This window comes from Fulvimarina pelagi HTCC2506 (genome assembly GCF_000153705.1).
Taxonomy (GTDB): Bacteria; Pseudomonadota; Alphaproteobacteria; order Rhizobiales; family Rhizobiaceae; genus Fulvimarina; species Fulvimarina pelagi.
The window spans coordinates 1,976,466-2,000,445 of record NZ_DS022272.1 but is presented as its reverse complement, the minus strand read 5'-3'; the positions used below and the strand labels follow the sequence as shown (position 1 = coordinate 2,000,445).

21 protein-coding genes are annotated in these 23,980 nt (G+C 61.4%); 17 read left to right on the top strand and 4 right to left on the bottom strand.

The features are described 5' to 3' along the window. The first annotated feature begins 167 nt into the window (after positions 1–167). The 8 genes from hisS to FP2506_RS09240 all read left to right on the top strand — a co-directional run bounded on the left by hisS (position 168) and on the right by FP2506_RS09240 (position 7,885). Positions 168–1,841, top strand: a complete 1,674-nt coding sequence (gene hisS, locus FP2506_RS09275) for a histidine--tRNA ligase (RefSeq protein WP_007067199.1) — start codon at positions 168–170, stop codon at positions 1,839–1,841. Next, on the top strand, positions 1,838–2,986 hold the full coding sequence (locus tag FP2506_RS09270; RefSeq protein WP_007067198.1) for an ATP phosphoribosyltransferase regulatory subunit: 1,149 nt from the start codon (positions 1,838–1,840) through the stop codon (positions 2,984–2,986). Before hisS ends, FP2506_RS09270 begins: the two co-directional genes overlap by 4 nt. Next, complete coding sequence (hisG, locus tag FP2506_RS09265; RefSeq protein WP_007067197.1) at positions 2,983–3,693, top strand: ATP phosphoribosyltransferase; 711 nt, start codon at positions 2,983–2,985, stop codon at positions 3,691–3,693. The genes FP2506_RS09270 and hisG overlap by 4 nt, the downstream gene beginning before the upstream one ends. Positions 3,694–3,764: 71 nt before the next feature. After that, positions 3,765–4,313, top strand: a complete 549-nt coding sequence (locus FP2506_RS09260; protein WP_007067196.1) for a hypothetical protein — start codon at positions 3,765–3,767, stop codon at positions 4,311–4,313. Positions 4,314–4,317: 4 nt separating this feature from the next. Then, positions 4,318–4,740, top strand: coding sequence for a hypothetical protein (locus FP2506_RS09255; RefSeq protein ID WP_040489058.1), 423 nt, complete (start codon positions 4,318–4,320; stop codon positions 4,738–4,740). 124 nt (positions 4,741–4,864) lie between these two features. Continuing rightward, the gene (locus FP2506_RS09250) at positions 4,865–6,088 is read left to right on the top strand and encodes a glycosyltransferase (protein ID WP_007067194.1); all 1,224 of its coding nucleotides are present in this window, start codon (positions 4,865–4,867) and stop codon (positions 6,086–6,088) included. After that, positions 6,085–6,900, top strand: a complete 816-nt coding sequence (locus tag FP2506_RS09245) for a WecB/TagA/CpsF family glycosyltransferase (protein ID WP_007067193.1) — start codon at positions 6,085–6,087, stop codon at positions 6,898–6,900. Before FP2506_RS09250 ends, FP2506_RS09245 begins: the two co-directional genes overlap by 4 nt. A gap of 103 nt (positions 6,901–7,003) precedes the next feature. Then, on the top strand, positions 7,004–7,885 hold the full coding sequence (locus FP2506_RS09240; protein WP_007067192.1) for a DUF6492 family protein: 882 nt from the start codon (positions 7,004–7,006) through the stop codon (positions 7,883–7,885). 52 nt (positions 7,886–7,937) lie between these two features. Here the strand turns inward: FP2506_RS09240 and FP2506_RS09235 are convergent, their stop codons facing one another. Beyond that, positions 7,938–9,248 carry a lipopolysaccharide biosynthesis protein gene (locus FP2506_RS09235; RefSeq protein WP_007067191.1) on the bottom strand — a complete coding sequence of 437 codons (1,311 nt, stop codon included), beginning with the start codon at positions 9,246–9,248 and terminating at the stop codon, positions 7,938–7,940. 38 nt (positions 9,249–9,286) lie between these two features. Here FP2506_RS09235 and FP2506_RS09230 point away from each other — a divergent pair, with 38 nt between their 5' ends. The 7 genes from FP2506_RS09230 (at position 9,287) to FP2506_RS09200 (ending at position 18,356) form a co-directional block, all read left to right on the top strand. Continuing rightward, positions 9,287–10,420 (top strand): endo-1,4-beta-xylanase, encoded by a 1,134-nt coding sequence (locus FP2506_RS09230; RefSeq protein ID WP_244404154.1) that lies wholly within the window; start codon positions 9,287–9,289, stop codon positions 10,418–10,420. Between the two features lie 565 nt (positions 10,421–10,985). Further along, positions 10,986–13,037 (top strand): GumC family protein, encoded by a 2,052-nt coding sequence (locus tag FP2506_RS17990; RefSeq protein ID WP_007067189.1) that lies wholly within the window; start codon positions 10,986–10,988, stop codon positions 13,035–13,037. 36 nt (positions 13,038–13,073) lie between these two features. After that, a complete protein-coding gene (locus FP2506_RS09220) occupies positions 13,074–13,541 on the top strand; it encodes a hypothetical protein (protein WP_007067188.1) in 468 nt (155 codons plus the stop codon). Positions 13,542–14,073: 532 nt separating this feature from the next. After that, positions 14,074–15,171, top strand: a complete 1,098-nt coding sequence (locus tag FP2506_RS09215; protein ID WP_007067187.1) for a polyamine ABC transporter substrate-binding protein — start codon at positions 14,074–14,076, stop codon at positions 15,169–15,171. A 309-nt stretch (positions 15,172–15,480) separates the two neighbouring features. Further along, complete coding sequence (locus tag FP2506_RS09210) at positions 15,481–16,635, top strand: ABC transporter ATP-binding protein (protein WP_007067186.1); 1,155 nt, start codon at positions 15,481–15,483, stop codon at positions 16,633–16,635. A gap of 12 nt (positions 16,636–16,647) precedes the next feature. Beyond that, positions 16,648–17,544: an ABC transporter permease subunit gene (locus FP2506_RS09205; protein ID WP_007067185.1), complete on the top strand. Its 897-nt coding sequence runs from the start codon at positions 16,648–16,650 to the stop codon at positions 17,542–17,544. Beyond that, positions 17,541–18,356 (top strand): ABC transporter permease, encoded by an 816-nt coding sequence (locus tag FP2506_RS09200; protein WP_007067184.1) that lies wholly within the window; start codon positions 17,541–17,543, stop codon positions 18,354–18,356. Before FP2506_RS09205 ends, FP2506_RS09200 begins: the two co-directional genes overlap by 4 nt. Positions 18,357–19,065: 709 nt before the next feature. Here the strand turns inward: FP2506_RS09200 and FP2506_RS09190 are convergent. The 3 genes from FP2506_RS09190 to FP2506_RS09180 all read right to left on the bottom strand — a co-directional run bounded on the left by FP2506_RS09190 (position 19,066) and on the right by FP2506_RS09180 (position 21,554). Next, positions 19,066–20,166, bottom strand: a complete 1,101-nt coding sequence (locus FP2506_RS09190; protein WP_007067182.1) for a quinone-dependent dihydroorotate dehydrogenase — start codon at positions 20,164–20,166, stop codon at positions 19,066–19,068. Continuing rightward, positions 20,163–20,522, bottom strand: coding sequence for a DUF952 domain-containing protein (locus FP2506_RS09185; protein ID WP_007067181.1), 360 nt, complete (start codon positions 20,520–20,522; stop codon positions 20,163–20,165). The genes FP2506_RS09190 and FP2506_RS09185 overlap by 4 nt, the downstream gene beginning before the upstream one ends. Before the next feature lie 84 nt (positions 20,523–20,606). Continuing rightward, positions 20,607–21,554 carry a polyprenyl synthetase family protein gene (locus FP2506_RS09180; RefSeq protein ID WP_007067180.1) on the bottom strand — a complete coding sequence of 316 codons (948 nt, stop codon included), beginning with the start codon at positions 21,552–21,554 and terminating at the stop codon, positions 20,607–20,609. 195 nt (positions 21,555–21,749) lie between these two features. Between FP2506_RS09180 and fni the strand changes: the two genes are divergently transcribed. Both fni and FP2506_RS09170 read left to right on the top strand, forming a co-directional pair. Next, positions 21,750–22,796, top strand: a complete 1,047-nt coding sequence (gene fni / locus FP2506_RS09175) for a type 2 isopentenyl-diphosphate Delta-isomerase (RefSeq protein WP_040489056.1) — start codon at positions 21,750–21,752, stop codon at positions 22,794–22,796. A gap of 134 nt (positions 22,797–22,930) precedes the next feature. Continuing rightward, positions 22,931–23,971: a class 1 fructose-bisphosphatase gene (locus FP2506_RS09170; protein WP_187289076.1), complete on the top strand. Its 1,041-nt coding sequence runs from the start codon at positions 22,931–22,933 to the stop codon at positions 23,969–23,971. The last annotated feature ends 9 nt before the right edge of the window (positions 23,972–23,980 follow it).

Genomic DNA, 23,980 nt, shown 5'->3' with positions numbered 1-23,980 from the left:
AAACCATCGGCGGCCGTTGGTCCTTGCTCGGACGGAAACGATGCGAGTCTCTGCTCCGAATTCGTCTCGCCTTGTCCGCCTGAAACGCATCCGCTAGAGCGACCGAGGTTGCGCGTTCGAGGGCGCGGCCGCGCCCGCTGAACAGACGAGACAGGACCCCTGCGAGAATGGTCAAGGACAAGAAGCCCAAGCGCGTTGCCCCGCGATTGCCGCGGGGTTTCGTCGATCGCGAGGCTCAGGATCTGCGGGCGCAGGAGGATATGCTGGCGACCATTCGCCGGGTCTACGAGTCTTACGGGTTCGAGCCCGTCGAGACGCCGGTTTTCGAGTTCACCGACGCGCTGGGCAAGTTCCTTCCCGACAGCGACCGGCCGAACGAGGGCGTCTTCTCGCTGCAGGACGACGACGAGCAGTGGATGTCGCTCCGTTACGATCTCACCGCGCCGCTCGCACGCTTCGTCGCCGAGAATTACGAGAGCCTGCCGAAGCCTTATCGCTCCTATCGGGCGGGCTATGTATTCCGCAACGAGAAGCCGGGGCCGGGGCGGTTCCGCCAGTTCATGCAGTTCGACGCCGATATCGTCGGCGCGCCGAACGTTTCGGCCGATGCCGAGATGGCCATGATGATGGCCGACACGATGGAGGCGCTGGGCATTCCGCGCGGCCAGTACGTGATCCGGGTCAACAACCGGAAGGTGCTCGACGGGGTGCTGGAGGCGATCGGGCTTGGTGGCGAGGAGAATGCGGGCCGGCGATTAGGTGTCTTAAGAGCAATCGATAAAGTGGATCGAGTTGGCGTTGAAGGGTTCATCAGTTTGGTGACAAACGGCCGTAAAGATGAGAGCGGCGACTTTACGCCAGGCCAAAATCTTACTGACGATCAAGTCAACACGCTAATACCGGTTTTCATTAATACGGCCGCAGTCGGCGTAGAATTTGGTGTACGTGACGGTGTGCTTTTTACGACTGAAAAATCGGTCCTTTCAGATAACGAGCATCGAAGCCGCGCACTTAACGTAATAAGCAGTAAGATCGGCGCAGCGAACGCAGCTGCAGCACTAGATCACGACGATCTTAATGCGATCGTGTATCTGCTAGAATACGTCAGTGGCAGCAGCGTTGGCGTCGAAGGCGTTTGGCAACTGTTTGATGCAGCGGCGCATTGGCGTGCCGCTGGATACGAGAGAAACCGGATTAAGCTAGATCTTTCGTGCGTCCGGGGCCTCGAATACTACACCGGACCGGTCTTCGAAGCCGAGCTGCTCTTCGATGTCGTCAATGAAAAAGGCCAGAAGGTGCAGTTCGGCTCGGTCGGCGGCGGCGGGCGCTATGACGGGCTAGTCTCGCGCTTCATGAGCCAGCCGGTTCCGGCAACGGGCTTTTCCATCGGCGTCTCGCGCCTGATGACCGCGCTCAAGAATCTCGGCCGGCTCGAGACCGAACAGCGGACCGGGCCCGTCGTAGTGACGGTGATGGATCGCGACCGGATGGCCGATTATCAGGCGATGGCGACCACCCTGCGAGCCGCGCTCAACGCCGATCCGGGCAAACCGCCGGTGCCCGTCGAGGTCTTCCAGGGCAATCCGAAGAAGTTCGGCAATCAGCTACAATATGCCGATCGCCGCAACTCGCCTTGCGTCGTCATCCAGGGCGCGGACGAGAAGGCGGCCGGCAAGGTGCAGGTGAAGGACCTGGCGCTCGGCAAGGAGATGTCGGCGGGAATCACCGACAATGCCGAATGGCGCGAGGCGCGCGCGGGGCAGGAGACGGTGGACGAGAGCGAACTGGTCGCGGCCGTCGCCGCGATCCTCGCCCGGCAGGCGGAGAGCCGCTCGGCATGAGCCTTCAAAGCCCATCGGCCGAGGCGCTGGCTTCGCTCTTCGAGACCCGCGGGGCGAGCGCGATCACCATGGATCTGCTCCAGCCGGCCGAGCCCTATCTCGACACGGCGGGGGAGGCGCTGCGTCGGCGCATCTATCTGACGCGCGGCGAGGCGGGCATCAATCTTTGCCTCAGGCCGGATTTCACAATTCCCGTCTGCCTGCACCATATCGAGCGGCGCGAGCCGTTGCCCTGCCGCTATTCCTATCGAGGCCTCGTCTTCCGCCAGCCGCGAGGTGGGGAGGGACCGCGCGAACTCGAGCAAGCGGGGATCGAGGATCTGGGCGAGCCGAACCTTGCGACGGCCGATGCGCGCGCGCTCGCCGATGCGCTCGCCTCCTGTGAGGTGCTGGGTGTCGAGGCGGACAGCATCGATGTCGTGCTCGGCGATCAGGGGCTGTTCGAGGCGTTTCTGTCGGCGCTCGGCCTGCCGGACGGCTGGCAGCGCCGGCTGATCCGCACCTTCGGCGAGGACCGGCAGCTCGACAATGTGATGGCTGCGCTCGCCAATCCTGGCTCGACCTCGCTGGATAACGTTCCGGACGGGCTTCTGGAACTCGCTCGCGAGCGGGAGGAGGGCGCGCTGATCCGCGCGATCCGTGACCGCATGGAGGAAGCGGGTCTGCCGCCCCATTCAGGGCGCACGCCGCAGGAGGTCGCGCAACGGCTGATTGAGAAGGTGGCGACGGCCGAAGGGCGGTTGAGCGGCGGCTCGATCGATCTCCTGAAACGGTTTCTTGCGATCGACTGTCCGCTGGCAGAGGCGGCCGATGCCGTGCGCGCGCTCGCCGAGGGGGCGGGCCTCGTGCTCGACCGGGCGATCGGCTTCTTCGAGACGCGCAATCTCGCGCTTCAGGCAGCCGGTGTCGATCTTTCGGCGATCACCTATCGCGCGGCCTTCGGGCGGCCGATCGACTATTACACCGGCATGGTCTTTGAGGTGCGCCCCAAGGGCGGCGGCGTGACGCTGGCGGGCGGCGGGCGATACGACCGGCTGATGACGCTGCTTGGGGCCGAGGAGCGGATACCGGCCGTCGGCTTCTCGCTTTGGCTCGCCCGGTTGAAGGAGCATGTTCGCGTGGCTAACGAGGGAGCGGCGGCATGACGATTACGCTCGGAATTCCCTCCAAAGGCCGGCTCAAGGACAAGACGATCGAAACGCTGGCAGGCGCCGGGATCACCGTTGAGCCGGCGGCGAACGCACGATCCTACCGCACCAGCGTGACCGGCTTCGACGGGCTGGAAGTGTTGCTTCTCTCGGCCTCCGAGATCGCACGCGAGCTGCGAGACGGGGCGATCGACTTCGGGGTGACGGGCGAGGACTTGATTCGCGAATCGATCCCGAGCCCGGGGAGGGCTGTCGAGATCGTTGCGAGGCTCGGCTTCGGTCATGCCGACGTGGTGGTCGCGGTGCCGGATAGCTGGGTGGATGTCGAGACGATGGACGATCTCGGCGATGTCGCAGGCGCCTTCCGCGCGAGGCACGGTCGCCGTTTGAGAATTGCAACGAAATACTGGCGGCTCACTCAAAGCCATTTCACCCGGCTGCATGGTATCCAGAGCTACCGGATCGTCGAAAGCCTCGGCGCGACGGAAGGGGCGCCGGCAGCGGGCTCTGCGGATGTGATCGTCGACATCACTTCCACCGGTTCGACGCTCAAGGCCAACCATCTGAAGGTACTGAACGACGAGCCGATCCTGCGCTCCGAGGCCTGTCTCGTGAAGTCGAAAAGTCGGCGGCGCTCAGATGCGGAGGAGTTGCTAGTCGGCGATTTCTCCGGACGGTTTGGCGGTATGGCTCCGGGCGCGTAAGCTTCGGTGAAGCAGCGCGAGTTGGCGTCTGCAATGTTTTTGCTCGGCAGATTGAACGAGGTTGTGGGCTGATGCTGGACAGGGGTAGGCTGGTCGAGGCATTGACTTTGCTAGGAGCCGATCTCTCGCGTCGCGGGCTTCTTGTTGAACTCGCCGTCTACGGCGGCAGCGCGCTCATCCTCCAATTCGACTGGCGACGCATGACGCAGGATGTCGATGCGCTGGTGCGTGCGGGTCACGGGGAGGGCAAGCTTGCATCGTCCGTTGCCGCCGTCGCGCAAGAGATGGGGCTGCAACCGGATTGGCTGAACGACGCCGTAGGCATGTTCACACCGCTGGAAGAGCCGGACGATCTCTTCGAATTCTCAGGCAACTATCCGATCGGCGAACAGCCCGGACTGCGGGTCTTGGTCGCCAAACCGCGTTATATGCTCGCCATGAAGCTCGCAGCGCTGAAAAGCCTCGATCGAGGCGAGCGCGATCTCGATGATGCGCGGGAACTGGCGCTCCATCTCGACATTCGGACTGAAGACGAGTTGCTCGGCCTTTATTCTGCAATCCACGACGAAGAGCCGCCTTACGAGATCACGTCGCGGCTACCGCAGGTTCTCGGAGGCTGACTGGATGCGGCCACACAGCCTTAAAGAAGTGGCCGAGCGAACGCGGGGCGATCCGGACTGGGATCACCACCTCAGGGAGTTTCTCGATCAATTCTACGGCGCCGACGGCGATCTCGATCAGCAGTTCTCGATGATCGCGGAGGATCCGGGTTTCGTCGATGACGAACGGGCCGATGCCTTCCTGGGCGGCGTCGGCGAGCATCTGGCGAGGCGCTGGCACCTGCCCGAAATTCCGGAATGGGTGCGGCAGGAGCGGCGTTATCTCGACTGGCCGATGTTTTACCCGGACGACCCGACAGTCCGGCGTTTTCTCGTTGCCGTCGCGCCGCCGGCCTTCCGCGTGCGATTGATCTTCACCGGGCCGGATCCGTTGCAAAGGGCGCGCTTCCCTTATCATCGCGGCGTCGTCGAATTTCCGGTGCGATAGGGCTAGCGGAGCCTTTCAAGGCAACAGGACGGCGAACCTCAACGGCTTCGGATTAGCGTTCAGTCAACGGTTTCAGGGCAAGGTGATGGGAAAACTCCCATCGATATACCCTGAAGGCGTCTCCATGCATCTTCTCGTTATCGTCTCCATCCTGCCGGACGGTAATCCGTCGACCGGCTATGAGATCGCAAATCAGGCCATCCTGGACGCCTATCGCGAAGAGGGCGTGAAGGTGACGCTCATGGGCTATCGGCGCCCCGGCGCTGCGATGCCCGATAATGCAATCTGCCTGGGCGAGTTCGCGATCGAGAACGCGGCGGTATCGGGTTTTCAGAAAGCTGCCTGGGTTGCCGGCGCGATCCGCCGTAAGCTGCCGGTGACGGCGGCAAAGGTCGCACGCTACGCCAATTCCGATCTCCTGACGAAAATCAAGAGCGCTGGGAAGATCGACGGCATCGTCTTCTCCTCGATCGCGATGGCTGCGGCCTATCCCTTCCTCTTTGCCGAGTATCCGACGATCTTCGTCGCCCACAACGTCGAGAACCGCTCGGCGATCGAGAACGCCGAAAATGCCCAGAGTACGATCGACCGAATGCTTTACCGGCGCGAGGCGCACCTTCTGGAGCGGGCCGAATTGCACGCCTCGGCTCGGGCCCACGTCATTCATACGCTCGCCGAGGATGACAAAGTGGGGCTCGACATCGCCCGCGACGAGCGCGCGATCAATCTGCCGCTGGTGGTGGGGCGGCGACCATTGGCGGACGACGGGCGCCGTACGCAGGATATCGGCATGATCGGCACTTGGAGTTGGGCACCGAACCGCGTCGGGCTCGATTGGTTCCTGAGCGAGGTCCAACCGCTCCTGCCACTCGACTTTGAGATCGCAATCGCCGGGCGCTTCGACGGTGAGCCGCCGAAGGCAGCGCGCAAGGTCCGATTCCTGGGCCGGGTGGACGACGCGCAGGCCTTCGTGCACGGGTCGAGAGTACTTGCACTGGCCACGAAAGCCGGGACGGGCATCCAGCTTAAGACGCTGGAGACCTTTGAGGAGGGGATGCCAGCCGTCGCGACGAGCCGGGCTTTGCGCGGCGTTTCCTTCGTTCCGAACAATGTCAGACGGGCCGACCGGGCCTCCGACTTCGCTCGCGCGCTGATCAAGCTCGTGGAAGAAGAGCGGGCCGGTACGATCGGTCGCGTGGACGGCCGCGCGTTCGTCGCTGCCCAGAAGGCGCTTTTGAGGGAATCAGTCCGGGCAGGACTGGCGCGCCTTGCGCGGTTGGATATCGCCGCCGAGCCAGAACTTCCGCGTAAGAGGCAGAGGGATACCGGCCTGAAGGCGAGCGCATGATGCGATCGAGCTATGAAGATATCCAAGCGGGCGGTGGACCGGCGCGTCAGGCGCCCGTCGAGCGGTCGACGGATCAGATGACTCTTGCCGGCGTCGCCGTCGAAAATGCTGCGGGCGATGAAATCATGGAGCGCCTTTGCGAGGCCCATCGGACCGGTAAATTTCTGCGGCTGGCGTTTCTCAACGCGCATTGTGTCAATGTCGCCCGGCGCGACAAGGTTTATCGGCGCGCGCTCGAGCAGTGCGTCGTCCTGCCCGATGGGTTGGGAATCGATCTCGGCGCGCAGCTGCTCCATGGTCGGATGTTTGTCGAGAATCTTAACGGCACGGATTTTGTGCCGCGCTTTTTTAAGCGAGCCATGATGCCACTGAAGGTCGGCCTGGTCGGTGGCGTTCCGGGTGTCGCAGAGAAGGCTGCCGAAGCGCTCGGCGCCCTCGCACCGCGGCACAAGTTCATCGCCGTCTCCGATGGCTATTTTGGCGAAGCGGGACGGGCGGATCTGCTGACGCGTCTTGAGGTGAAACGTTTTGACGTCGTCCTTGTCGCCATGGGGGTGCCGGCGCAGGAGCGCTTCATGACCGAGCATCTCGATGCCCGGCACGGGGGGATCTTGGTGGGCGTCGGAGCCCTGTTCGACTTCCTCGCCGGGAATGTGCCGCGCGCGCCGCTCGCGATACGCCGGCTCCGGCTCGAATGGATCTGGCGGCTCACACTCGAGCCCTCCCGGCTTTGGCGGCGTTACATCTTGGGAAATCCCATCTTCCTCGCCGACATCCTGCACGAGAGGCTGGCTCGGCGCGCGGCACACTAAGGCTTGACAGGGGCGATCTGAGCGACCCTTACACCGTCAGGGTATCCAGTCAGATAGCCCCGCGCTTTCAGCGGTTGAGACCATTCCAGCGAGAAGGCCGTCCTTGTCACAGGCCATCGTCACTTCCAGCTATCGAGGCGATTTCGAGCGTTGCCGCCTGCTCTGTGATTCGATCGATGCGCGGGTGCGTGGGCATACCAGGCACATCCTGGCAGTCGAGTCGCGCGACGTATCGATGTTTCGCGTCCTTGAAGGACCAAAGCGGGAAGTGGTCGATGAGCGAGACCTGTTCCCATGGTGGCTTCGCGCCTTCCCTGATCCGACACGGCTCGGCAAACGGCGTATCTGGCTGACACCTGTGGGCTTGCCTCTTCGCGGCTGGCACACCCAGCAGCTTCGCCGCATCATGCTTGGGGCGAAACTCGAAGAGACCGCATTGATAACTGTCGACTCCGACGTCGTGTTTCTGCGCGATTTCGAGACCGGGAACTTCGAGGACGAAAAAGGCCGGGTCGCGTTCTATCGCAAGCCCGGTGGCGTGCGCACAGCTCTCGCGGAATATCAAAAGGTTCACTACGACTGGTCACGTAAAGCGGGCGAATTCCTCGGTATTCCGGAACCGAAAGTGACGGACACAGGCTATATCGGGACCCTGATAGCCTGGAACACCGCCTCAGTCCGGGATATGAGCGCTCGGATTGAAAGCGTGACGGGTCACTCAGCGATCGACGCCCTTGCGCGGACAAGGTTGATTTCTGAATGCACGATCTATGGGCGCTTCGTCGACGAGATCGAGAACCGGCCTGACCGGCACTACCCCGTCAGCTTTGAGCGCTGCCGGATGTATTGGGCCGGCGATGCGATGACCGAGCCGGTCCTCCGTCGGTTCATCGCGTCGTTAGAGGCGCATCACGTCGCGGCTGGGATACAGTCTTTCACCGGGACAGACAGCGCGCTTCTTCGAAGGGTGGCCGGCCTCAACTGAGGCAGAAGGCATTTTTCTGAACGGCTTCTGTCTCTACCAGGCGCTCGACGCGTCAGGAGAGCGCGGTCGCTTCGCGTTCGGTCCGGCGCTCGCCGATGCCGGGCCAACCGCGCCAGTCGAGGGCAGCGTAGCTTGCTGTCGCGGAGGTGAGCCAAAGCAGCGCGAAGACCCCGTTGAGCATGACAATCCAGGTCATTTCTGCCTCCAACGAGACGAGCACGGCCGCGAGAAGTCCTGCCTTGAGTAGAGCGCAGAGAGCCAGGATTGCCACCCGTATCGTGGTCTTGCCGCGGGCATAGAGCAGTTCAGCTTGGTATTCGACGAGGTTACGAAAGGCCGGCACGGCCAGAGCGAGCAAGATGAAGGGCGCCGCATCCGCGACATTCTCTCCGAGGGCAGTGGGGAAAACCCAGAGAAAGCCGCCGAGGGCGAGAAGACCAGTGGTCGAAACAAAGGCAATCGCGGCTTCTATGCCGACACGGCGCGCCCAGCTGTCGAGAAAGGCCGGCACCTTCATGATTTTCTGGACGATCAGTGTGTTGAAGGAGCGCATCGGTAGCGCAGTGAGGTCCACGAGCCGCATGATGATGGCGTAGATTCCGGCCGCGGCCGGGCCGCCGAATGCCAAGACGAGCAGCTTGTCGAGATCGGATTGGAGATAGAAAACCATGTCCGCACCTGAGACCGAAACGCTATCGCGCCAGCGAGCGACATAGAGTTTCGGCTGGAAGCGCAGGCGTTGGCGCGGATAGGTGATTGCTGCAGCGATAGCGGCGGAGAACATGTTTGCGCCGAGATAGTAGATCGCCCAAGTTAGGAGCGCTCCGTCGGCAAGAAACCAGAAGCCGATCGCAGCGAGCGCCTTCACCGCCACTCCGAATATGGTGACGATGGCACCTCGCCCGAACCGACCGATGCCGTTGTTGACGATGATGACGATCTCCAGCGTACGCCAGCCAACAATTTCCGCAGCGATAACCAGACCGAAGGCGGCAAGGCTCATCTCGCCCGCGAAGATCATCAGATACAGGATCGAAGCCGCCAACAGGACGAGCGGCAGGGAAAGTACAGAGGCGGCAATGTAACCTGCAGTGTACGTGCCGATCAGATGCGGCTTGACCGTGGCTGCCCGGTAGAGCGGTGAGTAAAATCCGAGGCTTGCAATTCGCGAGAGCATGACCCCAGTAGCGGAGGCCGTGGCGAAGAGGCCGAAATCGCCGATCGACAGACCGTTGGCGATGCAGACGAAATAACCGAGCGACAGAACGAGCCTGCCCAGTGATCCGGAGATCAGCGAGGCGTAGTCGCGAAGGATACTTAGGTTGGCCTTAAGAGTTCGGCGCAACACTGAGATCCTTTTCATGGGGCTCTACGCTCCGTCGTTTCCGGGATACGTCGACGATGACTGAGGACGCAAAGAAGCAACTGCGATCCATGGCGATCGGCAAGTTCCGTCCCGCGAATTCTACGCGTCAGCCGTTAACGCGTCGTTCTGCCATCAAGGCGGGGCTTGGTATGGCTATCACGGCGGCGACGTTCGGAGGCGCCACCGGAGCCGTAGCGCGGGACGGCCGTGTCGCGCTCGGAGGCGCAATCCAGAGCGATTATTTCGACTCCGATCCACGTTACGGCAAAGCATTTCTCGACCACTACGACCTCGTCATGCCGATGAACGAACTCAAGTTCAGCATGATACATCCCGAGCGCGATCGGTGGAATTTCGAGCCTGCGGACCGGCTGGTCGATTTCGCTACAACGAACGGCAAACTGACGCGAGGCCACACCCACGTCTGGTGGGGCGCCATGCCGGATTGGGTAGAGGAGATCTCAAGCCGCCGTGAGGCCGAGAGTGTGCTGATCGAACATATCGAACGGGTGACGGATCGCTATCGCGGCCGGCTTACTGGCTGGGATGTCGTCAACGAGGTGATCGCCTATGACCCGCGCGAGGATGGACCGCTGCGTGACACTTACTGGCTGCGAATGCTTGGACCCCTGCACATTCCGCTCGCCTATCAAACAGTGGCACGAACCGACCCAAGCGCGCGGCTCGTGATCAACGACTTCGATCTCGAATGGAAGGGAGAGCTTTACACCGAACGCCGCAAGGTCATGCTGCAACTCGTACGACAGCTCCAGGACGGCGGCATCGATATTCGCGGCGTAGGCATCCAGGGCCATCTCTATGTCGGCCGCGAGATCGACAAAGAGGGACTTGAAGCGTTTCACCGCGAACTCGACCGATTGGGCGTAGCGCTGCTGGTAACAGAACTGGACGTCATCGACCTTGAAAGCTCCACCGACCCCGCGATCATGGACGAGGCGGCGTATTCCATAGTCAAGGATTTCCTCGACGGCATCTTCGCCTGGAAGAGGCCAGAAATGGTCGTCGTCTGGGGCATCACCGACAGGTACACGTGGATTCCGGACGTCATGCCCCGCGATGACGGCTCACCCCATCGCCCGTTGCCGCTGACAAGGGATTATGCGGAAAAGGACTGGATGGTGATGCTGAAGCGGCGAATGGCGCCATAGAGGCTAATCGGTCGTTCAATTCTTTAGCAAGCTGCGCAATAATCTAATTCGGTTCCGCGTTCGGTTGAGGTGCACTTCGCCTTTCTAAGCACAGTCACAGATGAATATAGCCGGCTCACTTTCTGCTTAATACATGCGTGTGATCCGCAAAATAATTAGTTTAATAATAAAATGCATGTGCGAAACAAATTTTTTGCGTGGAATATTCTCAAATATACGTCGTTGCGAATTCCACTATATTTCTAGCGTTTTTTGCATCTATGTTAAAAATATCGCATGAATTGTTCCGCCGCCAAAGAGGCGTCCAGCGGATACGGTACCGTGCATCGTCGAAGTCATTTGGCGCTTCAGAGCGGCGAATGTCTGGTCAGAATTGTAGGTGTCGGATGCAAGGATGCAGACCACCTTCGCTGGAAACGGGCTCGGAGCGTTAGAAACCTCGGCAGTCAGCGCTCATTCCAGCACGAAATTAACGAAATATTGAGCATGTCTGTTCAGATTTCGGGCTCGGGAAGTGCCGCTCGTCCGGGGTGGCGCGGCGTATTCGATGATTGTGCTGCAAACCATGTTCACTTCGCATTCCGATCAACGTGAAAGTCTGGCGCCCTCCCGGAACCAGCGGGAAGGGTTCGAAGAGCAGGCGCTCAAAGGGCCCTCACTCGTTGATCCGATCTACTTGGTAGGCAAGCTTTTCAAGGCGAAGTGGTTCATCCTGTTCTGTGCTCTCGCAGGCGCCGGGCTCGCGGCCGGCTACGCGCTGATGACCCCGAAGCTCTACGAGGCGACGACGCAGGTGCTCGTCGACCCACGCGATATCAAGGTGGTGCAGAACGAGGTCACGCCGAACGGCCTGCCGAGCGATGCGACGCTTGCGTTGATCGAAAGCCAGACCGCCGTCATTGATTCCAACGATGTCCTGATGACGGTGATCGAAAGTGCCGACCTCATCAACGACCCGGAATTCAATGGCAGAGGCTTTTCGATACTCGATACCGTCAAGGACTATCTCGGACTGAGCGAGAGGGAAGTGTCTTCACCGGAGGGCGCACCGCTCTCGCGGATCGAGCTTGTCACCCTCGACAATCTCCGCCGCAAGATGTCGGTTTCGCGCGAGTCGAAGAGCTTCGTTCTTCATCTTGGCATCGAGACGACCTCGCCGCAGAAGTCCGCACGTCTCGCGAACCTTCTCGCCGACACCTTCATCAATGAACTCGGTCGTGTGCAGTCATCGACGGCGCGCCGCGCCAGTGACGCGCTTTCGAGCCGGCTTGAAGAATTGCGCACAAGCGTGAGCGAGGCAGAGCGTGCGGTCGAGGCCTACAAGCAGGAAAACCGGCTGGTCGGCGTCGGGGGTCGACTTGTCGACGACGATTACATTCTCAGGATCAACGATCAGCTCGCGCGTTCGCGCGGCGATGTGACAGCGCTGCGCAACAAGGTCGAGCAGATGCGCGCGGCGAGCGTCGATGACGTTGTCGAAGGATCATTCCCCGAGGAGCTGACGTCGACGGCGCTCAACCGCCTCCGCGATTCCTATCAGGAACTGCAGCAGCAGGAAGCCATTCTATCGACCTCGCTGGGACCGCGTCATCCGCGCCGGATCGCCAATTCGCAGGCGATGAACTCTGCCCGTGCAGCGATTCGTTCGGAGGTCGGACGCATCGTATCGGCAACGGAAACCGAGCTCTCGCGTGCCGAGAGCACCGACAGCGACCTGACTGCCCAGATCGATACACTGAAGACAAAGCAATTGGAAACCAGCGAAGCCTTCGTGCGGCTTCGTGAACTCGAACGCGAGGTCGAAGCGTCGCGAGCGGTCTACGAAGCGTTTCTTCTCAGAGCCCGCGAGATCGCCGAGCAGGAGCGGCTCAACACTGCGAATGTCCGTGTGATCTCTTCGGCGACCCCGCCGCTCAATCCTTCCAGTCTGTCGCGTCGCTCCGCGGTACTGATCGGCTTCCTCGCTGGCTTCGTAGCCGGCTTCGGCATCGCGCTCGCCTGGGCGCTATGGAAGCCGATGAAGATGATGATTGACGAGAACAGTGCTGGGCGCAGATTTGGCGATCGTCGCGGCACAGAAACGTTGCAGCCTGAGATGGAACCGTTGTCCGGTCTACGCACGAGCGATACTAGCCTACCGGAGCGCTCCGGTGGAGGCGACGATTACGCATGGTCCGACGATGCGACAGACCGGGAGCCTCTGTCGTTGCGCGCGAAGCTAGAGTCCGACGGCACGCACCGAACGCCGGAGCATAGGCGCGACGCCACTGGCGGCGCATGGAGCTCCACGGGAGAGGGGCGCAGCGAAACTGGTGGATGGCGCTTTGCGAACCATGTTGCAGACGATACGCATGACATGCCGGCGTCCGAGCCGATCGTATCGCGCAATAACCATTCAGGGCTCGAGGCGGAAGTGGCGATCCGCCATGACGACTGGAAATCGGATACCGGTCGTTTCAGCGAACGGATCCGGTCCGCAGCCCGCTCGGCTGAAGAGGCCGAATACATGCAGAAGGAAATCGAAACGATCCGCGAGCGGCTGATGGGCCTGCGGGCTGCTGCGAACGGCGAGGACAGGAGCACTGATGCTAGGCGAAGTGAAGCCTCGAGTGCCTGACAATTCGAGGTGAGGCTGACTGCCAAGTGGCGACGGATGACAAGGGGTGATCTTGCTTCCGTACTCGAGATCGCCGACCGCATTCACCCCGATCTTCCCGAACCACCGGACGTGTTTGCCAACCGATTGGCCCTCTGGCCTGCCGGAGCGCTGGTACTCGACGGTGATCGGACGCTTCTCGGCTATGCGATCGGGCATCCGATCCGCTTCCCCAACCTTCCGGCGCTCGGCTGCGTGCTGGATCGGCTATGCGAAGATAGCGACACCTTCTACGTTCACGATGTCGCGCTGATGCCCGAGGCCCGGGGGCGCTCTCGTGCCGGCGAAGCGTTGAACATGCTGCATTTGGGGGCGCCGCATCTGAAGCGGACCTGTCTCGTCGCGGTGTACGGAACGACGGTCTTCTGGGCGCGCTACGGGTTCGAAGCGACTGCGAATGCTGTTCCTCGCGAGAAGCTCGCAAGCTATGGGGACGACGCAACTCTAATGGTCCGCGAGTGGTGACGGGCCGCGGAGCGTATACGCTCACGCTTGCATCCTTTCCGGCTGGAGGGGCAACGAAGTTGATCTGGACGGTTTCCCCTTGTCCAAGCGACATCGCTCAGCACTTCAGCAACTTCCGACCCCTTATACGAAGCTCAACGTTTGAGACGCTTCCCTGGACGGAATCCCCGCCGCTGGACTGTTTCGACCGATTTTCGCCAGGAGATCGCTTTCCAATGTCGATTGCCGTATTCGGCGAACCTCGCCGGCAACGTGCTACCAAAGCGTCGGACGTTTCAGTTTGATCACTTGGCGGTTCTACACATTTGACCCCGACAGGTTTGTTGACGAAGCGGGTCCAGTCGCTCGCCTAGCCATCTAAGACCGCATAACAGCACAAGATTTGATCGTCCTGCGTCCATAATTTCAAAGTCACAGCCATGGACGTACAGGTGGGCAATCCATATAAAAACGGCGAGAAACGCCTTCGCGCCTTTGATCCGTCTTCGCGCGAGGGGCCTTTACTTGTGAACGAACACGGGGCAGCTGTTTTATGAAACGGACTCTTCTTCTTGCGTTAAGCGCAGCATTCACCGCCGGGATGATCGGATCGGCGAACGCGCAGGCCGAGGTCGTCAACGTCTACAACTGGTCGGACTATATCGACGAATCGATCCTTCAGGATTTCACCGAGGAAACCGGGATCGAGGTCAATTATGACGTCTTCGATTCCAACGAGATTCTAGAGACCAAGCTGCTTGCGGGCGGTTCGGGCTACGACATCGTGGTGCCCACGGGCACCTTCCTACAGCGCCAGATCAATGCCGGCGTCTTCCGGAAGCTCGATAAGGAAGCGCTCGAGAACTGGGACAATCTCGACCCGGACGTGATGGAGCGCCTCGCCCGCTACGATCCCGGCAACGAATATGCCGTCAACTACATGTGGGGCACGACGGGCCTCGGGCTGAATACGAAGATGGTGAAGGAACGGCTCGGCGAGGACCAGCCGCTCAATACCTACGACCTGCTGTTCGATCCAGAACTCGTCTCGAAGCTTGCCGATTGCGGCGTCTATATGCTGAACACCTCGGAAGAGGTGGTGCCGGCGGCGCTCAATTATCTCGGCCTCGATCCGAACTCGACGAACCCGGACGATCTGCAGAAGGCAGAAGACCTGCTTCTCCAGGTGAAGCCGCATATCCGTAAGTTCAACTCGTCCGAATACATCACGGCGCTGGCGAACGGCGATATCTGCATGGCCCATGGCTGGTCGGGCGATATCCTCCAGTCTCGCGACCGCGCCAAGGAGGCCGGGCAGGGCGTCGAGATCCAGTACGTGATCCCGAAGGAAGGCGCGGTGATCTGGGTCGATAACATGGCGATCCCGGCCGACGCGCCGCATCCGGAGGCAGCGCTCGAATTCATGGACTACATGATGCGGCCGGAGGTGATCGCGAAGGCGACGAACTACGTGAACTATGCCAACGGCAATGCGGCGGCCGACGAATTCGTCAAGCCGGAAATCCTCAATGATCCGAGCATCTATCCGGATGAGGAAACCCGCCAACGCCTGTTCGCGGTCGAGAGTAAGGGGCCGCGTGAACAGCGCCTTGAAACCAGGCTTTGGACGCGGGTCGTGACCGGCCAGTAGGGCGTTGGACAACCGGGCTGTGGTTCGGCGCGTGCGGGATGGTACTGGTGTTGTCGGCCCGAGTATTGCTCGGAGCCGACGATTTCCATCCGTTCTCGCGACTTCGTCATCTTCGGGCCTCGTCCCGAGGATCCAGAAGGCGGCGGGTTTTGGCCCGTCGGACCTGAGGGACGGTCGTGGCATTTCGCATACGGCGAGTCGGCACTGGATCCTCGGTGCGGTAGCCGAGGGTGACGGGTGCGTTCGTGGCTACCGGCAAGGCGTCTGTCGCAAAGCGGGCCCTCCGCATCGCATCGGGGGACACGCCGCATGAAGACAAAGTCCCTTGGCTCCGTCCGAAAGAGCTTCTCCCCCTGGACCGATCCTGACGCCAAGCCGTTCATCCGGTTCGAGAACGTGACGAAGACGTTCGACGGAACCGCCGCGATCGACGACCTGTCTGCGGATGTCTATGAGAGGGAGTTTTTCGCGCTGCTCGGTGCCTCGGGATCCGGCAAGTCGACGCTGCTGCGCCTGCTGGCGGGCTTCGAGACACCGACCAGGGGTCGGATCGTGCTCGACGGCGAGGACATGACCGGCATTCCGCCGCACAAGCGGCCGGTCAATATGATGTTCCAGTCATATGCGCTCTTTCCTCATATGAATGTGGAGCAGAACATCGCCTTCGGCCTCAAGCAGGACGGCATGGCAAAGTCCGAGCGCAACGATCGGATCGCCGAGGTGCTCAAGCTTGTGAAGCTGGAAAACTATGGACGGCGCAAACCGCACCAACTTTCCGGCGGCCAGCAGCAGCGGGTGGCGCTGGCGCGTTCGCTGGTCAAGCGGCCGAAGGTTCTGCTTCTCGACGAACCGCTCGGAGCCCTCGACAAGAAGCTGCGGGAGGAGACGCAGTTCGAACTGACCGATCTGCAATACGAACTCGGCATAACCTTCATCATGGTCACGCACGACCAGGAGGAGGCGATGACCATGGCGGACAGGATCGCGGTGATGGGAGATGGCCGCATCCTTCAGATCGGCACGCCGCCGGAGATCTACGAGGCGCCAACCTCGCGGTTCGTTGCGGATTTCATCGGCACGGTGAACATCTTCGACGGGACCGTAACGGCCCGCAATGGTGATCGGCTCAAGCTGGAGACCGGTGCCGGCCATCTGCTTGAGGTCGATGCGAACGAGGAGAGCGTCAGTCGGGCTCGGTCAGGAGAGAAGGCCGCCTATGCGGTGCGACCAGAGAAGTTGCGAATATCGGCCAAGGAACTCACCGGGCCGAACGTCCTCTCCGGCGAGGTCTGGGAGATCGCCTATATCGGCGACATGACCTCGTTCCACCTGAAGATGGACGACGGCAAGATCGTCCGGGTCTCGATGGTGAATGCGAGCCGCGAGAGCCCCGTTCAACTCACCTGGCACGATCGCGCGTGGGTCTCTTTCGATCCGGATGCTGGCCTCCTTTTGGCTAACTGACGGGAGGCGAGGATGGCGAAACCACGCAAGGGGTTGTTTCGGTCGATCACCATCGGGCTACCCTATGTCTGGCTTGCGTGCCTCTTCCTCGTTCCGTTCCTGATCGTCCTCAAACTGTCGTTCTCGCAGATCGCGACGGCGATGCCTCCCTATACGCCGACCTTCGGCGATCCGGCGACATGGTGGGCGTCGATCAAGCAGCTGACGATCGACAACTATCTGTGGATCGCGAACGACTCGCTCTACTTCAATTCGTACGTCACGAGCGTCAGGATCGCGCTGATTTCGACCGTCCTGACTTTTCTGATCGGCTATCCGCTGGCCTACGGGATGGCGCAGGCGCCCCAGCGCTGGAAGCCGTTCCTTCTGATGCTGGTGATTTTGCCGTTCTGGACCAGCTTCCTCATCCGCGTCTACGCTTGGATCGGTATCCTGAAGCCCGAAGGGCTGCTCAACCAGTTCCTTATATCATTGGGGCTGATCGACCAGCCGCTGATCATCACCAACACCGAGACGGCGATCTTTATCGGCATCGTCTATTCGTACCTGCCCTTCATGGTGTTGCCGATCTTCGCCAACCTCGATCGGATGGATAAGCGGCTGTTGGAAGCGGCAGCCGATCTCGGCTCGACACCTCTGAAGAGCTTCTGGACGATCACTTTCCCACTCTCATTCCGCGGCGTGCTTGCTGGCTGCTTTCTGGTCTTCATTCCGGCGGTCGGCGAGTTCGTCATTCCCGACCTTCTCGGCGGCTCCGGCACGCTGATGATCGGCAAGACGCTGTGGATGGAGTTCTTCAACAATCGCGACTGGCCCGTTTCTTCAGCCGTTGCGATCATTCTTCTCCTGATCCTCGTCGTTCCGATCGTGATTTTCCAGCGCGTTCAGGACCGGGAAGCTGCGCGATGAGACAGGGCTGGACCGCGTTCAACATTGTCTCGGTGATCATCGGCTTCTCGTTCCTCTATCTCCCGATCGTCCTTCTTGTCATCTATTCCTTCAACGCTTCGCAGCTCGTCACTGTCTGGGCCGGTTTTTCCACGCGCTGGTACGTACAGCTCTTCAACAATCAGGGCCTGCTAGACGCGGCCTGGGTGACGCTTCGGGTCGGCGTTCTCTCGGCGACGGTGGCGACGCTGCTCGGCACGTTCGCGGCGGTAGCACTAACCCGCTACACGCGCTTTCGCGGTCGGGTGCTCTTCACCGGCATGGTTTACGCGCCGCTGGTCATGCCAGAGGTGATTACCGGTCTCTCGCTGCTTCTCCTCTTCGTCGCGATCGACTTCGACAGGGGCTTCTGGACCGTGACGCTGGCGCACATCACGTTCTCGATGTGTTTTGTCGCCGTGATCGTTCAGTCGAAGCTGTTGTCCTTTGACCGCTCGCTGGAAGAGGCGGCAATGGACCTCGGAGCGACGCCGGCCAAGACGTTTCTTTCGATCACCCTGCCGGTGATCTGGCCTGCCGTTGCGGCCGGCTGGCTGCTGGCCTTCACCCTTTCGCTCGACGATCTGGTGGTGGCGAGCTTCACGACCGGTCCGGCGGCGACGACGCTGCCCATGAAGATCTACAGCGCGGTGCGGCTCGGCGTGACGCCAGAGATCAATGCCGTTTGCACGATACTGATCGCGATTGTCACCGTCGGGGTTTTGAGTGCGACGTTGGTGAACAAGCGCCGTGAGGTGCGGCGCGCACGAGAAAGCCAAGTTGCGTTCGGCTGACCCGGGCATACGCAGGTCGTGCAGCAAATCGCATCTGCCTTTTTAAGATTCGGACGTGGCGGGGCTGGCAGCATCCACATCAGATCGACTGCCAACGAAGGCGAGTCAAAAGAGCCGGCGCCTTGGGAGCGACGCCGGCTCTTTCTCAAAGTCAGATGTGAAAATGCATTCGAAACAAAATCTTTGTCGAAAGCACTGCCTTCGGTCCCTCCCGAGGTGAACTTGCCGAAGAGCAATATGTACCATGGCTCGAAGACGCGGCCGTTGGGGCGTTTTGGGCGCGGTTCGATCCGTCCGGTCCTCGGGAGGGAGCCCGAAGGCAATGTCGATCAAAGCGCTTTCGAGAACGCGCCGCATCACCCAAATGCGGTATGTCCGCGCTGAATCTTTTGCAATTACAACCGAAAACTGGACTTTGTTGCGTCTGACCCTGCTGAATCCGAGCTCAGAGAGGCCGCGGAAGCCATTTCTCGAGCGTCGACCGATCTATGAGGCAGCCTGCTCATAGGAATTCTGGCCGCACCTTCCCGACGATGTTCTCCATGGTGGCAGCCGTCGGGCCGGGACGCTTTTCTCGACCGAGCGTGAGGTGCTAGCGCGGAGACTGGTGCACCCCTGGGCTCTGCTGCGTGCGTTTGGCTCGTGCCGACGATTCTCGAGCGGCTCTCAGCAGCAGCGGCGACCATTACTGAACCCAGCCGAACGGTTTTCAGTCTTCCAGCGGAAAACTGTCGGCAAGTTCCTCGACGCGTCGGTCGCGAAGGGCTGTTATGGTCTCGATCTCGTTTCGTTTCAGGTGATCGAGGAGGCCGTTGAGAATGGTGCTCGGCAAATTTGGGCCGCCGTAGACGAGGGCCGTGTAGATCTGGACGAGATCGGCGCCGGCCTCGACCTTTTCGATCAAGCTCGCCGTGTCGGAGACCCCGCCGACGCCGATGAGCGCCATCTCGGGGCCGAGCGCTTTGCGAAAATGCGCAAGGACGCTGGTGGCGCGGGCGCGGAGAGGCCTGCCGGAGAGGCCACCCGTCTCGTGCGCCGACCGATGGCCTTCGACACCAGTGCGGGAGAGGGTGGTGTTGGAGACGACGAGCCCATCGACCTTTCGTTTCTTCGCGGTCCCGGCGATCTCCGCGATCTGCGTCTTGGTGAGATCGGGTGCGACCTTGAGAAAGACCGGAACTCGGGCGGATGCCGAAACCGCAGCCTCGCCGTTGCGCGCAGCGATGACATGCTCAAGCAGTCGGTCGAGCTCCTTCGTCGCCTGCAGGTCTCGCAAGCCCGGCGTGTTCGGCGAGGAGACGTTGACCGTGAGATAGGAGGCCAGCGGCGCGAAGCTCGCGACGCCTTCCACATAGTCGGCGACACGGTCCGCGGCGTTCTTGTTGGCGCCGATATTGGCACCGACGATGCCGGCCTTACGCTGGCGCTCGGCGAGCCGCTCCACCGCATCGGCATGGCCGCAATTGTTAAAACCGAAGCGGTTGATGACCGCGCCGTGACGCTTCAGGCGGAAGAGCCGGGGTTTGGGATTGCCGTCCTGGGGCTGGGGTGTGAGCGTGCCGACCTCGACGAAACCGAAGCCGAGACGCAGAAGGCGATCCGGGACTTCGGCGTTCTTGTCGTAGCCGGCGGCGAGGCCGAGCGGATTGGGAAAGGAGAGGCCGGAAATCTTCACCCGAAGGCGGTCGTCGACGGGAATGCGCCCGCCTCTAGCAAGCCCGAGCTTGAGGGCCTTGATCGACAGATCGTGCGCCCGTTCCGGGCCCATGCGGAAGAGCGCAGGCCGGGCGAGACGGTAAAGCGTCGTCACGAGGCGGTTCCGGTAAATTCGACCGGAAAGACATGGCGGCCGTTATCGTCTAGGGTGAGGGGCCTCTCCCAAAGAACCGCATCAATCGAAAGCGCAGCATAGAGATGTGGAAAGAGCGCACCCCCGCGTGACGGCTCCCATTTTAGCGCATTGCCGAGCACGTTCGGATCGATGGCGACCAGACGGAGTTCGTCCTGCCCCGAAAAATGTTTCGCCGCGGTCTCCCGGACCTGATCGGCAGTCGAGAAATGGATATAGCCGTCGCGAAGATCGACAGCTGCGCCTTCGAAGCGCCCTGCAGACGCGAACGCATTCCATTCTTCGTGGGTCAGGATCTTGTAGATCGGTTCGGCCATGCAACAAGCCTTGGGCCGAGTCGCGCCGCGAATCAACCGCTGCTGAACTGCGAGATTGCGGCTATCAACAGATGGCGCGCGACATCACTGCATGCCTGCCGGTTCGTCGACGCGGCCCTCGCTAATGACCTTGCCAGCCCTGTGTTCGGCGGTGCGGTGCCGGGCCGTCTTCCAGATGACGTGAAGGAGTGCTGCGAGGCGACTGTCGGGACCGAGACCTGCTTCGACATGCGCGAGGGCGGTGCGCATGTGACGGTCGATCTGGTCCTCAGTCGAGGCTCGGCCGATCATCGATACGATCGTCGATTTGCCGGCGTCCTGGCCGATGTCCTTGCCGATGGAAACCGCGGTCTGGCTGCCATCGAGGAGATCGTCGAGAAGCTGGAAGGCAAGGCCCAGTTCGCGTGCGAAGGCTTCGAGCTCGCGCCGGGTCTCCCGTGGCGCTCCGCTGCCGATCATCCCGATCTCGACTGCCGCAAGGAACAGAGCTCCGGTCTTGAGAGCATTCGTGCGGGCGGCGGCATCGGTCGAGCCGCTGCCGCCCTTGAGATCGGCGAATTGACCAGCGACAAGGCCGCTGGTCCCGACGGCCTTGCCGAGTGCGGCGACCGAACGCGTGCGCTGCTCAGGATTGAGCGACGGCGCCGCAGCCAGCAGTTCGAAAGCGCGTGAGATCATGGCGATGACCGCAAGGAGCGCTGTGTCCTCGCCATACGCGACATGGGTCGGGGGCTGTCCGCGCCGAAGGGTCGCATCGTCCATGCACGGCAGATCGTCGAGCACGAGCGAGGCGGTGTGGATGAGTTCGATCGCGCAGCCGCCCTCGATCGCTGCCTCGACATCGCCATTGAGGTCGATCGCCGTCAGCACAGCGAGCAATGGACGTAGCCGCTTTCCGGGCGCCAGCACGCTGGTAGCAATGGCATCGCGCAGTTGCTCCTGGCCTTCGAGGCAGGCTGGCAGAACTTCTCCGAGGCGCTGCTCGATCCGCTTCTGAAGACGGGTAGTTTCCTCCAAGCGCGTCGGGCTCATGCGGCGTCGTCCATTATACGCAGAGACAAGTTGATCTCGTTCCCTTGAGCTTCCGGCCTTGGCTGCTGGCGGCCTGTTCAAATCCAATGCTAACACGGTTACAGCGAAATTCGACCGGGAAATGGAAAACCTGCTTGAGTGACCGACGAAAGCACCGGGCGTATAGCATTGGCAGCCGATAGTGCGGAGTCTCAAGTGAGCGACATCGGGTCACGCAAGATCGACCATCTGGATATCGTACTTGCGCAGGACGAGCGCGCGAGATTTGCGGCGACCGGACTCGATCGGGTCATTTTTGAGCATGTTGCGCTGCCCGAACTCGCGCTAGACGAGATCGACCTGTCCGTGCCTTTTCTCGGTCGCACGCTGAGGGCGCCGCTGCTGATCTCTTCGATGACCGGCGGTCCGGAACGGTCAGCGCGCATCAATGACCATCTTGCTGAAGCAGCCGAGGCATTGAACATCGCATTAGCGGTTGGTTCCCAGCGGGTCGCTCTGGAAGGGCGCGGCGGCAGAGGGCTCGATCTCACGCTACGCCAGCGGGCGCCGTCCGTGCCGATTCTGTCGAATATCGGCGGGGCGCAATTCGTGCTCGGCTACGGCGAGGACGAGGCGATGCGAGCAGTCGAGATGATCGGGGCGGACGCGCTGATCATCCATCTCAATCCGTTGCAGGAGGCGGTGCAGACCGGCGGCGACACCGATTGGCGCGGCGTCCTTTCCGCGATCGAGCGTCTCTGTGCGAACCTGACCGTGCCGGTCGTCGTGAAGGAGGTCGGGGCGGGGATATCAGGCCCCGTCGCGAGAAGGCTGGTCGAGGCCGGCGTTTCCGTCATCGACGTCGCGGGGGCCGGAGGCACGAGTTGGGCGCAGGTCGAAGCGGCACGCGCACCTGATCCTCGACAGAAGGCGATCGCCGAACTTTTCGCGGGTTGGGGAATAGGGACTGCGCGGGCGGTGGCGGATGCGAGGTTGGCCTGTCCAGAAACGCCGATCATAGCCTCTGGCGGTATCCGCAACGGAATCGAGGTCGCGCAGGCGATTCGCTGCGGTGCCGATCTCGCGGGGCAGGCGGCAGCGACGCTGAAGGCTGCGGAAACTTCAACCGAGGCGGTCATCGCCCATTTCGAGGATGTGATCCGAACGCTTCGGATCGTCTGCTTCTGTACCGGGTCCGCCTCCATCGAAGCTTTGAAGACGGCGACTCTTGTCGATCCGCCGAACTTTCTCGCCGGCAAATAATTCGATCTTCGAATTCGGCTCGGTTCCGCGCCGTCCGGTTGATCATCCAAGTAGCGTTATCCGGACCTTGCCCTCCCGCCCTCCTCATAGTGTATGGAGGCCTCGACTAGGTCCGTGCTGCTTCGGGAGGAACCATCATGCCATCGTCGCTCGACGCTCACCTGAGATCCGCCCTCGATGCGGACGAGGGCCAGCGCCGCATCGCCGAAGCGATCCGGCACCTCTGCACGGCGTCGGTGAAGGTGCGGAACCAGATCATCGAGGGCGGCAGCAATCTCGGGGAGCAGCGCGGCGACACCAACACGGACGGTGATGTTCAGAAGGAGCTCGATGTTCTGGCGGACAGGGCGTTCCTTCAGGCCGCGAAGGACTCCGGCTTTATGTTCTTCGGGTCAGAGGAACAGGAAGGCCCGGTCACGCTCGACGAGAATGGCGATTTCGCCATCGCCATCGATCCGCTCGACGGCTCTTCCAACATCTCGACCAATGTCTCGATCGGCACCATCTTCTCAATTCTGCCGGTTTCCGACGCGAACCGGGCCGACCCGAAGACCGTATTCATGCAGAAGGGCGCGAACCAGCTGGCTGCGGGCTTCTTCGTCTACGGACCACAGCTTCAACTGGTTCTGACCGTCGGCGATGGCACGCATGTCTTCCTGTTCTCACCCAAGTTCGGCGGTTTCGTCGAACAGACTGCGTCCGTGACGATCGCTGACAAAGCGAAAGAGTTCTCGGTGAACATGTCGAATTATCGACACTGGGACACGCATATTCGGAACTATGTCGACGACCTGCTGGCCGGCGAAGAAGGCCCGCGCGAGCGCGACTTCGGCATGCGCTATGTCGGTTCACTTGTTGCGGACGCCTATCGTATCCTGCAGCGCGGCGGGGTGTTCCTCTATCCGTCGGACGGACGCAAGGGCTATCAGAACGGCCGGCTCCGGCTGATGTACGAGGCCAATCCGGTAGCGATGCTGGTGGAACAAGCCGGCGGTGCGGCGACCGATGGTACGACACGCATTCTCGATATCGAGCCTGAAGGGCTGCATGTGCGAACGCCGCTCGTCTTCGGGTCCAAGCGCGAGGTCGAGCGGATCGGGCGCTATATCGCCGACCCCGACGCGCTGGCCGAACGCTCGCCGCTGTTTGGAAAACGAACCCTCTTCAGGCCTTAATCCGGGAAG

Excerpts from the sequence above, each read along its gene's own strand:
- FP2506_RS09205 (WP_007067185.1), top strand. The coding sequence starts at position 16,648 with ATGGCGAAACCACGCAAGGGGTTGTTTCGGTCGATCACCATCGGGCTA.
- FP2506_RS09250 (WP_007067194.1), top strand. The coding sequence starts at position 4,865 with ATGCATCTTCTCGTTATCGTCTCCATCCTGCCGGACGGTAATCCGTCG.
- FP2506_RS09235 (WP_007067191.1), bottom strand. The coding sequence starts at position 9,248 with ATGAAAAGGATCTCAGTGTTGCGCCGAACTCTTAAGGCCAACCTAAGT.
- FP2506_RS09180 (WP_007067180.1), bottom strand. The coding sequence starts at position 21,554 with ATGAGCCCGACGCGCTTGGAGGAAACTACCCGTCTTCAGAAGCGGATC.
- hisG (WP_007067197.1), top strand. The coding sequence starts at position 2,983 with ATGACGATTACGCTCGGAATTCCCTCCAAAGGCCGGCTCAAGGACAAG.
- FP2506_RS09255 (WP_040489058.1), top strand. The coding sequence starts at position 4,318 with ATGCGGCCACACAGCCTTAAAGAAGTGGCCGAGCGAACGCGGGGCGAT.
- FP2506_RS09215 (WP_007067187.1), top strand. The coding sequence starts at position 14,074 with ATGAAACGGACTCTTCTTCTTGCGTTAAGCGCAGCATTCACCGCCGGG.
- FP2506_RS09270 (WP_007067198.1), top strand. The coding sequence starts at position 1,838 with ATGAGCCTTCAAAGCCCATCGGCCGAGGCGCTGGCTTCGCTCTTCGAG.
- FP2506_RS09245 (WP_007067193.1), top strand. The coding sequence starts at position 6,085 with ATGATGCGATCGAGCTATGAAGATATCCAAGCGGGCGGTGGACCGGCG.
- hisS (WP_007067199.1), top strand. The coding sequence starts at position 168 with ATGGTCAAGGACAAGAAGCCCAAGCGCGTTGCCCCGCGATTGCCGCGG.
- FP2506_RS09260 (WP_007067196.1), top strand. The coding sequence starts at position 3,765 with ATGCTGGACAGGGGTAGGCTGGTCGAGGCATTGACTTTGCTAGGAGCC.
- FP2506_RS09220 (WP_007067188.1), top strand. The coding sequence starts at position 13,074 with ATGACAAGGGGTGATCTTGCTTCCGTACTCGAGATCGCCGACCGCATT.
- FP2506_RS17990 (WP_007067189.1), top strand. The coding sequence starts at position 10,986 with ATGTTCACTTCGCATTCCGATCAACGTGAAAGTCTGGCGCCCTCCCGG.
- FP2506_RS09200 (WP_007067184.1), top strand. The coding sequence starts at position 17,541 with ATGAGACAGGGCTGGACCGCGTTCAACATTGTCTCGGTGATCATCGGC.
- FP2506_RS09210 (WP_007067186.1), top strand. The coding sequence starts at position 15,481 with ATGAAGACAAAGTCCCTTGGCTCCGTCCGAAAGAGCTTCTCCCCCTGG.
- FP2506_RS09230 (WP_244404154.1), top strand. The coding sequence starts at position 9,287 with ATGACTGAGGACGCAAAGAAGCAACTGCGATCCATGGCGATCGGCAAG.
- FP2506_RS09185 (WP_007067181.1), bottom strand. The coding sequence starts at position 20,522 with ATGGCCGAACCGATCTACAAGATCCTGACCCACGAAGAATGGAATGCG.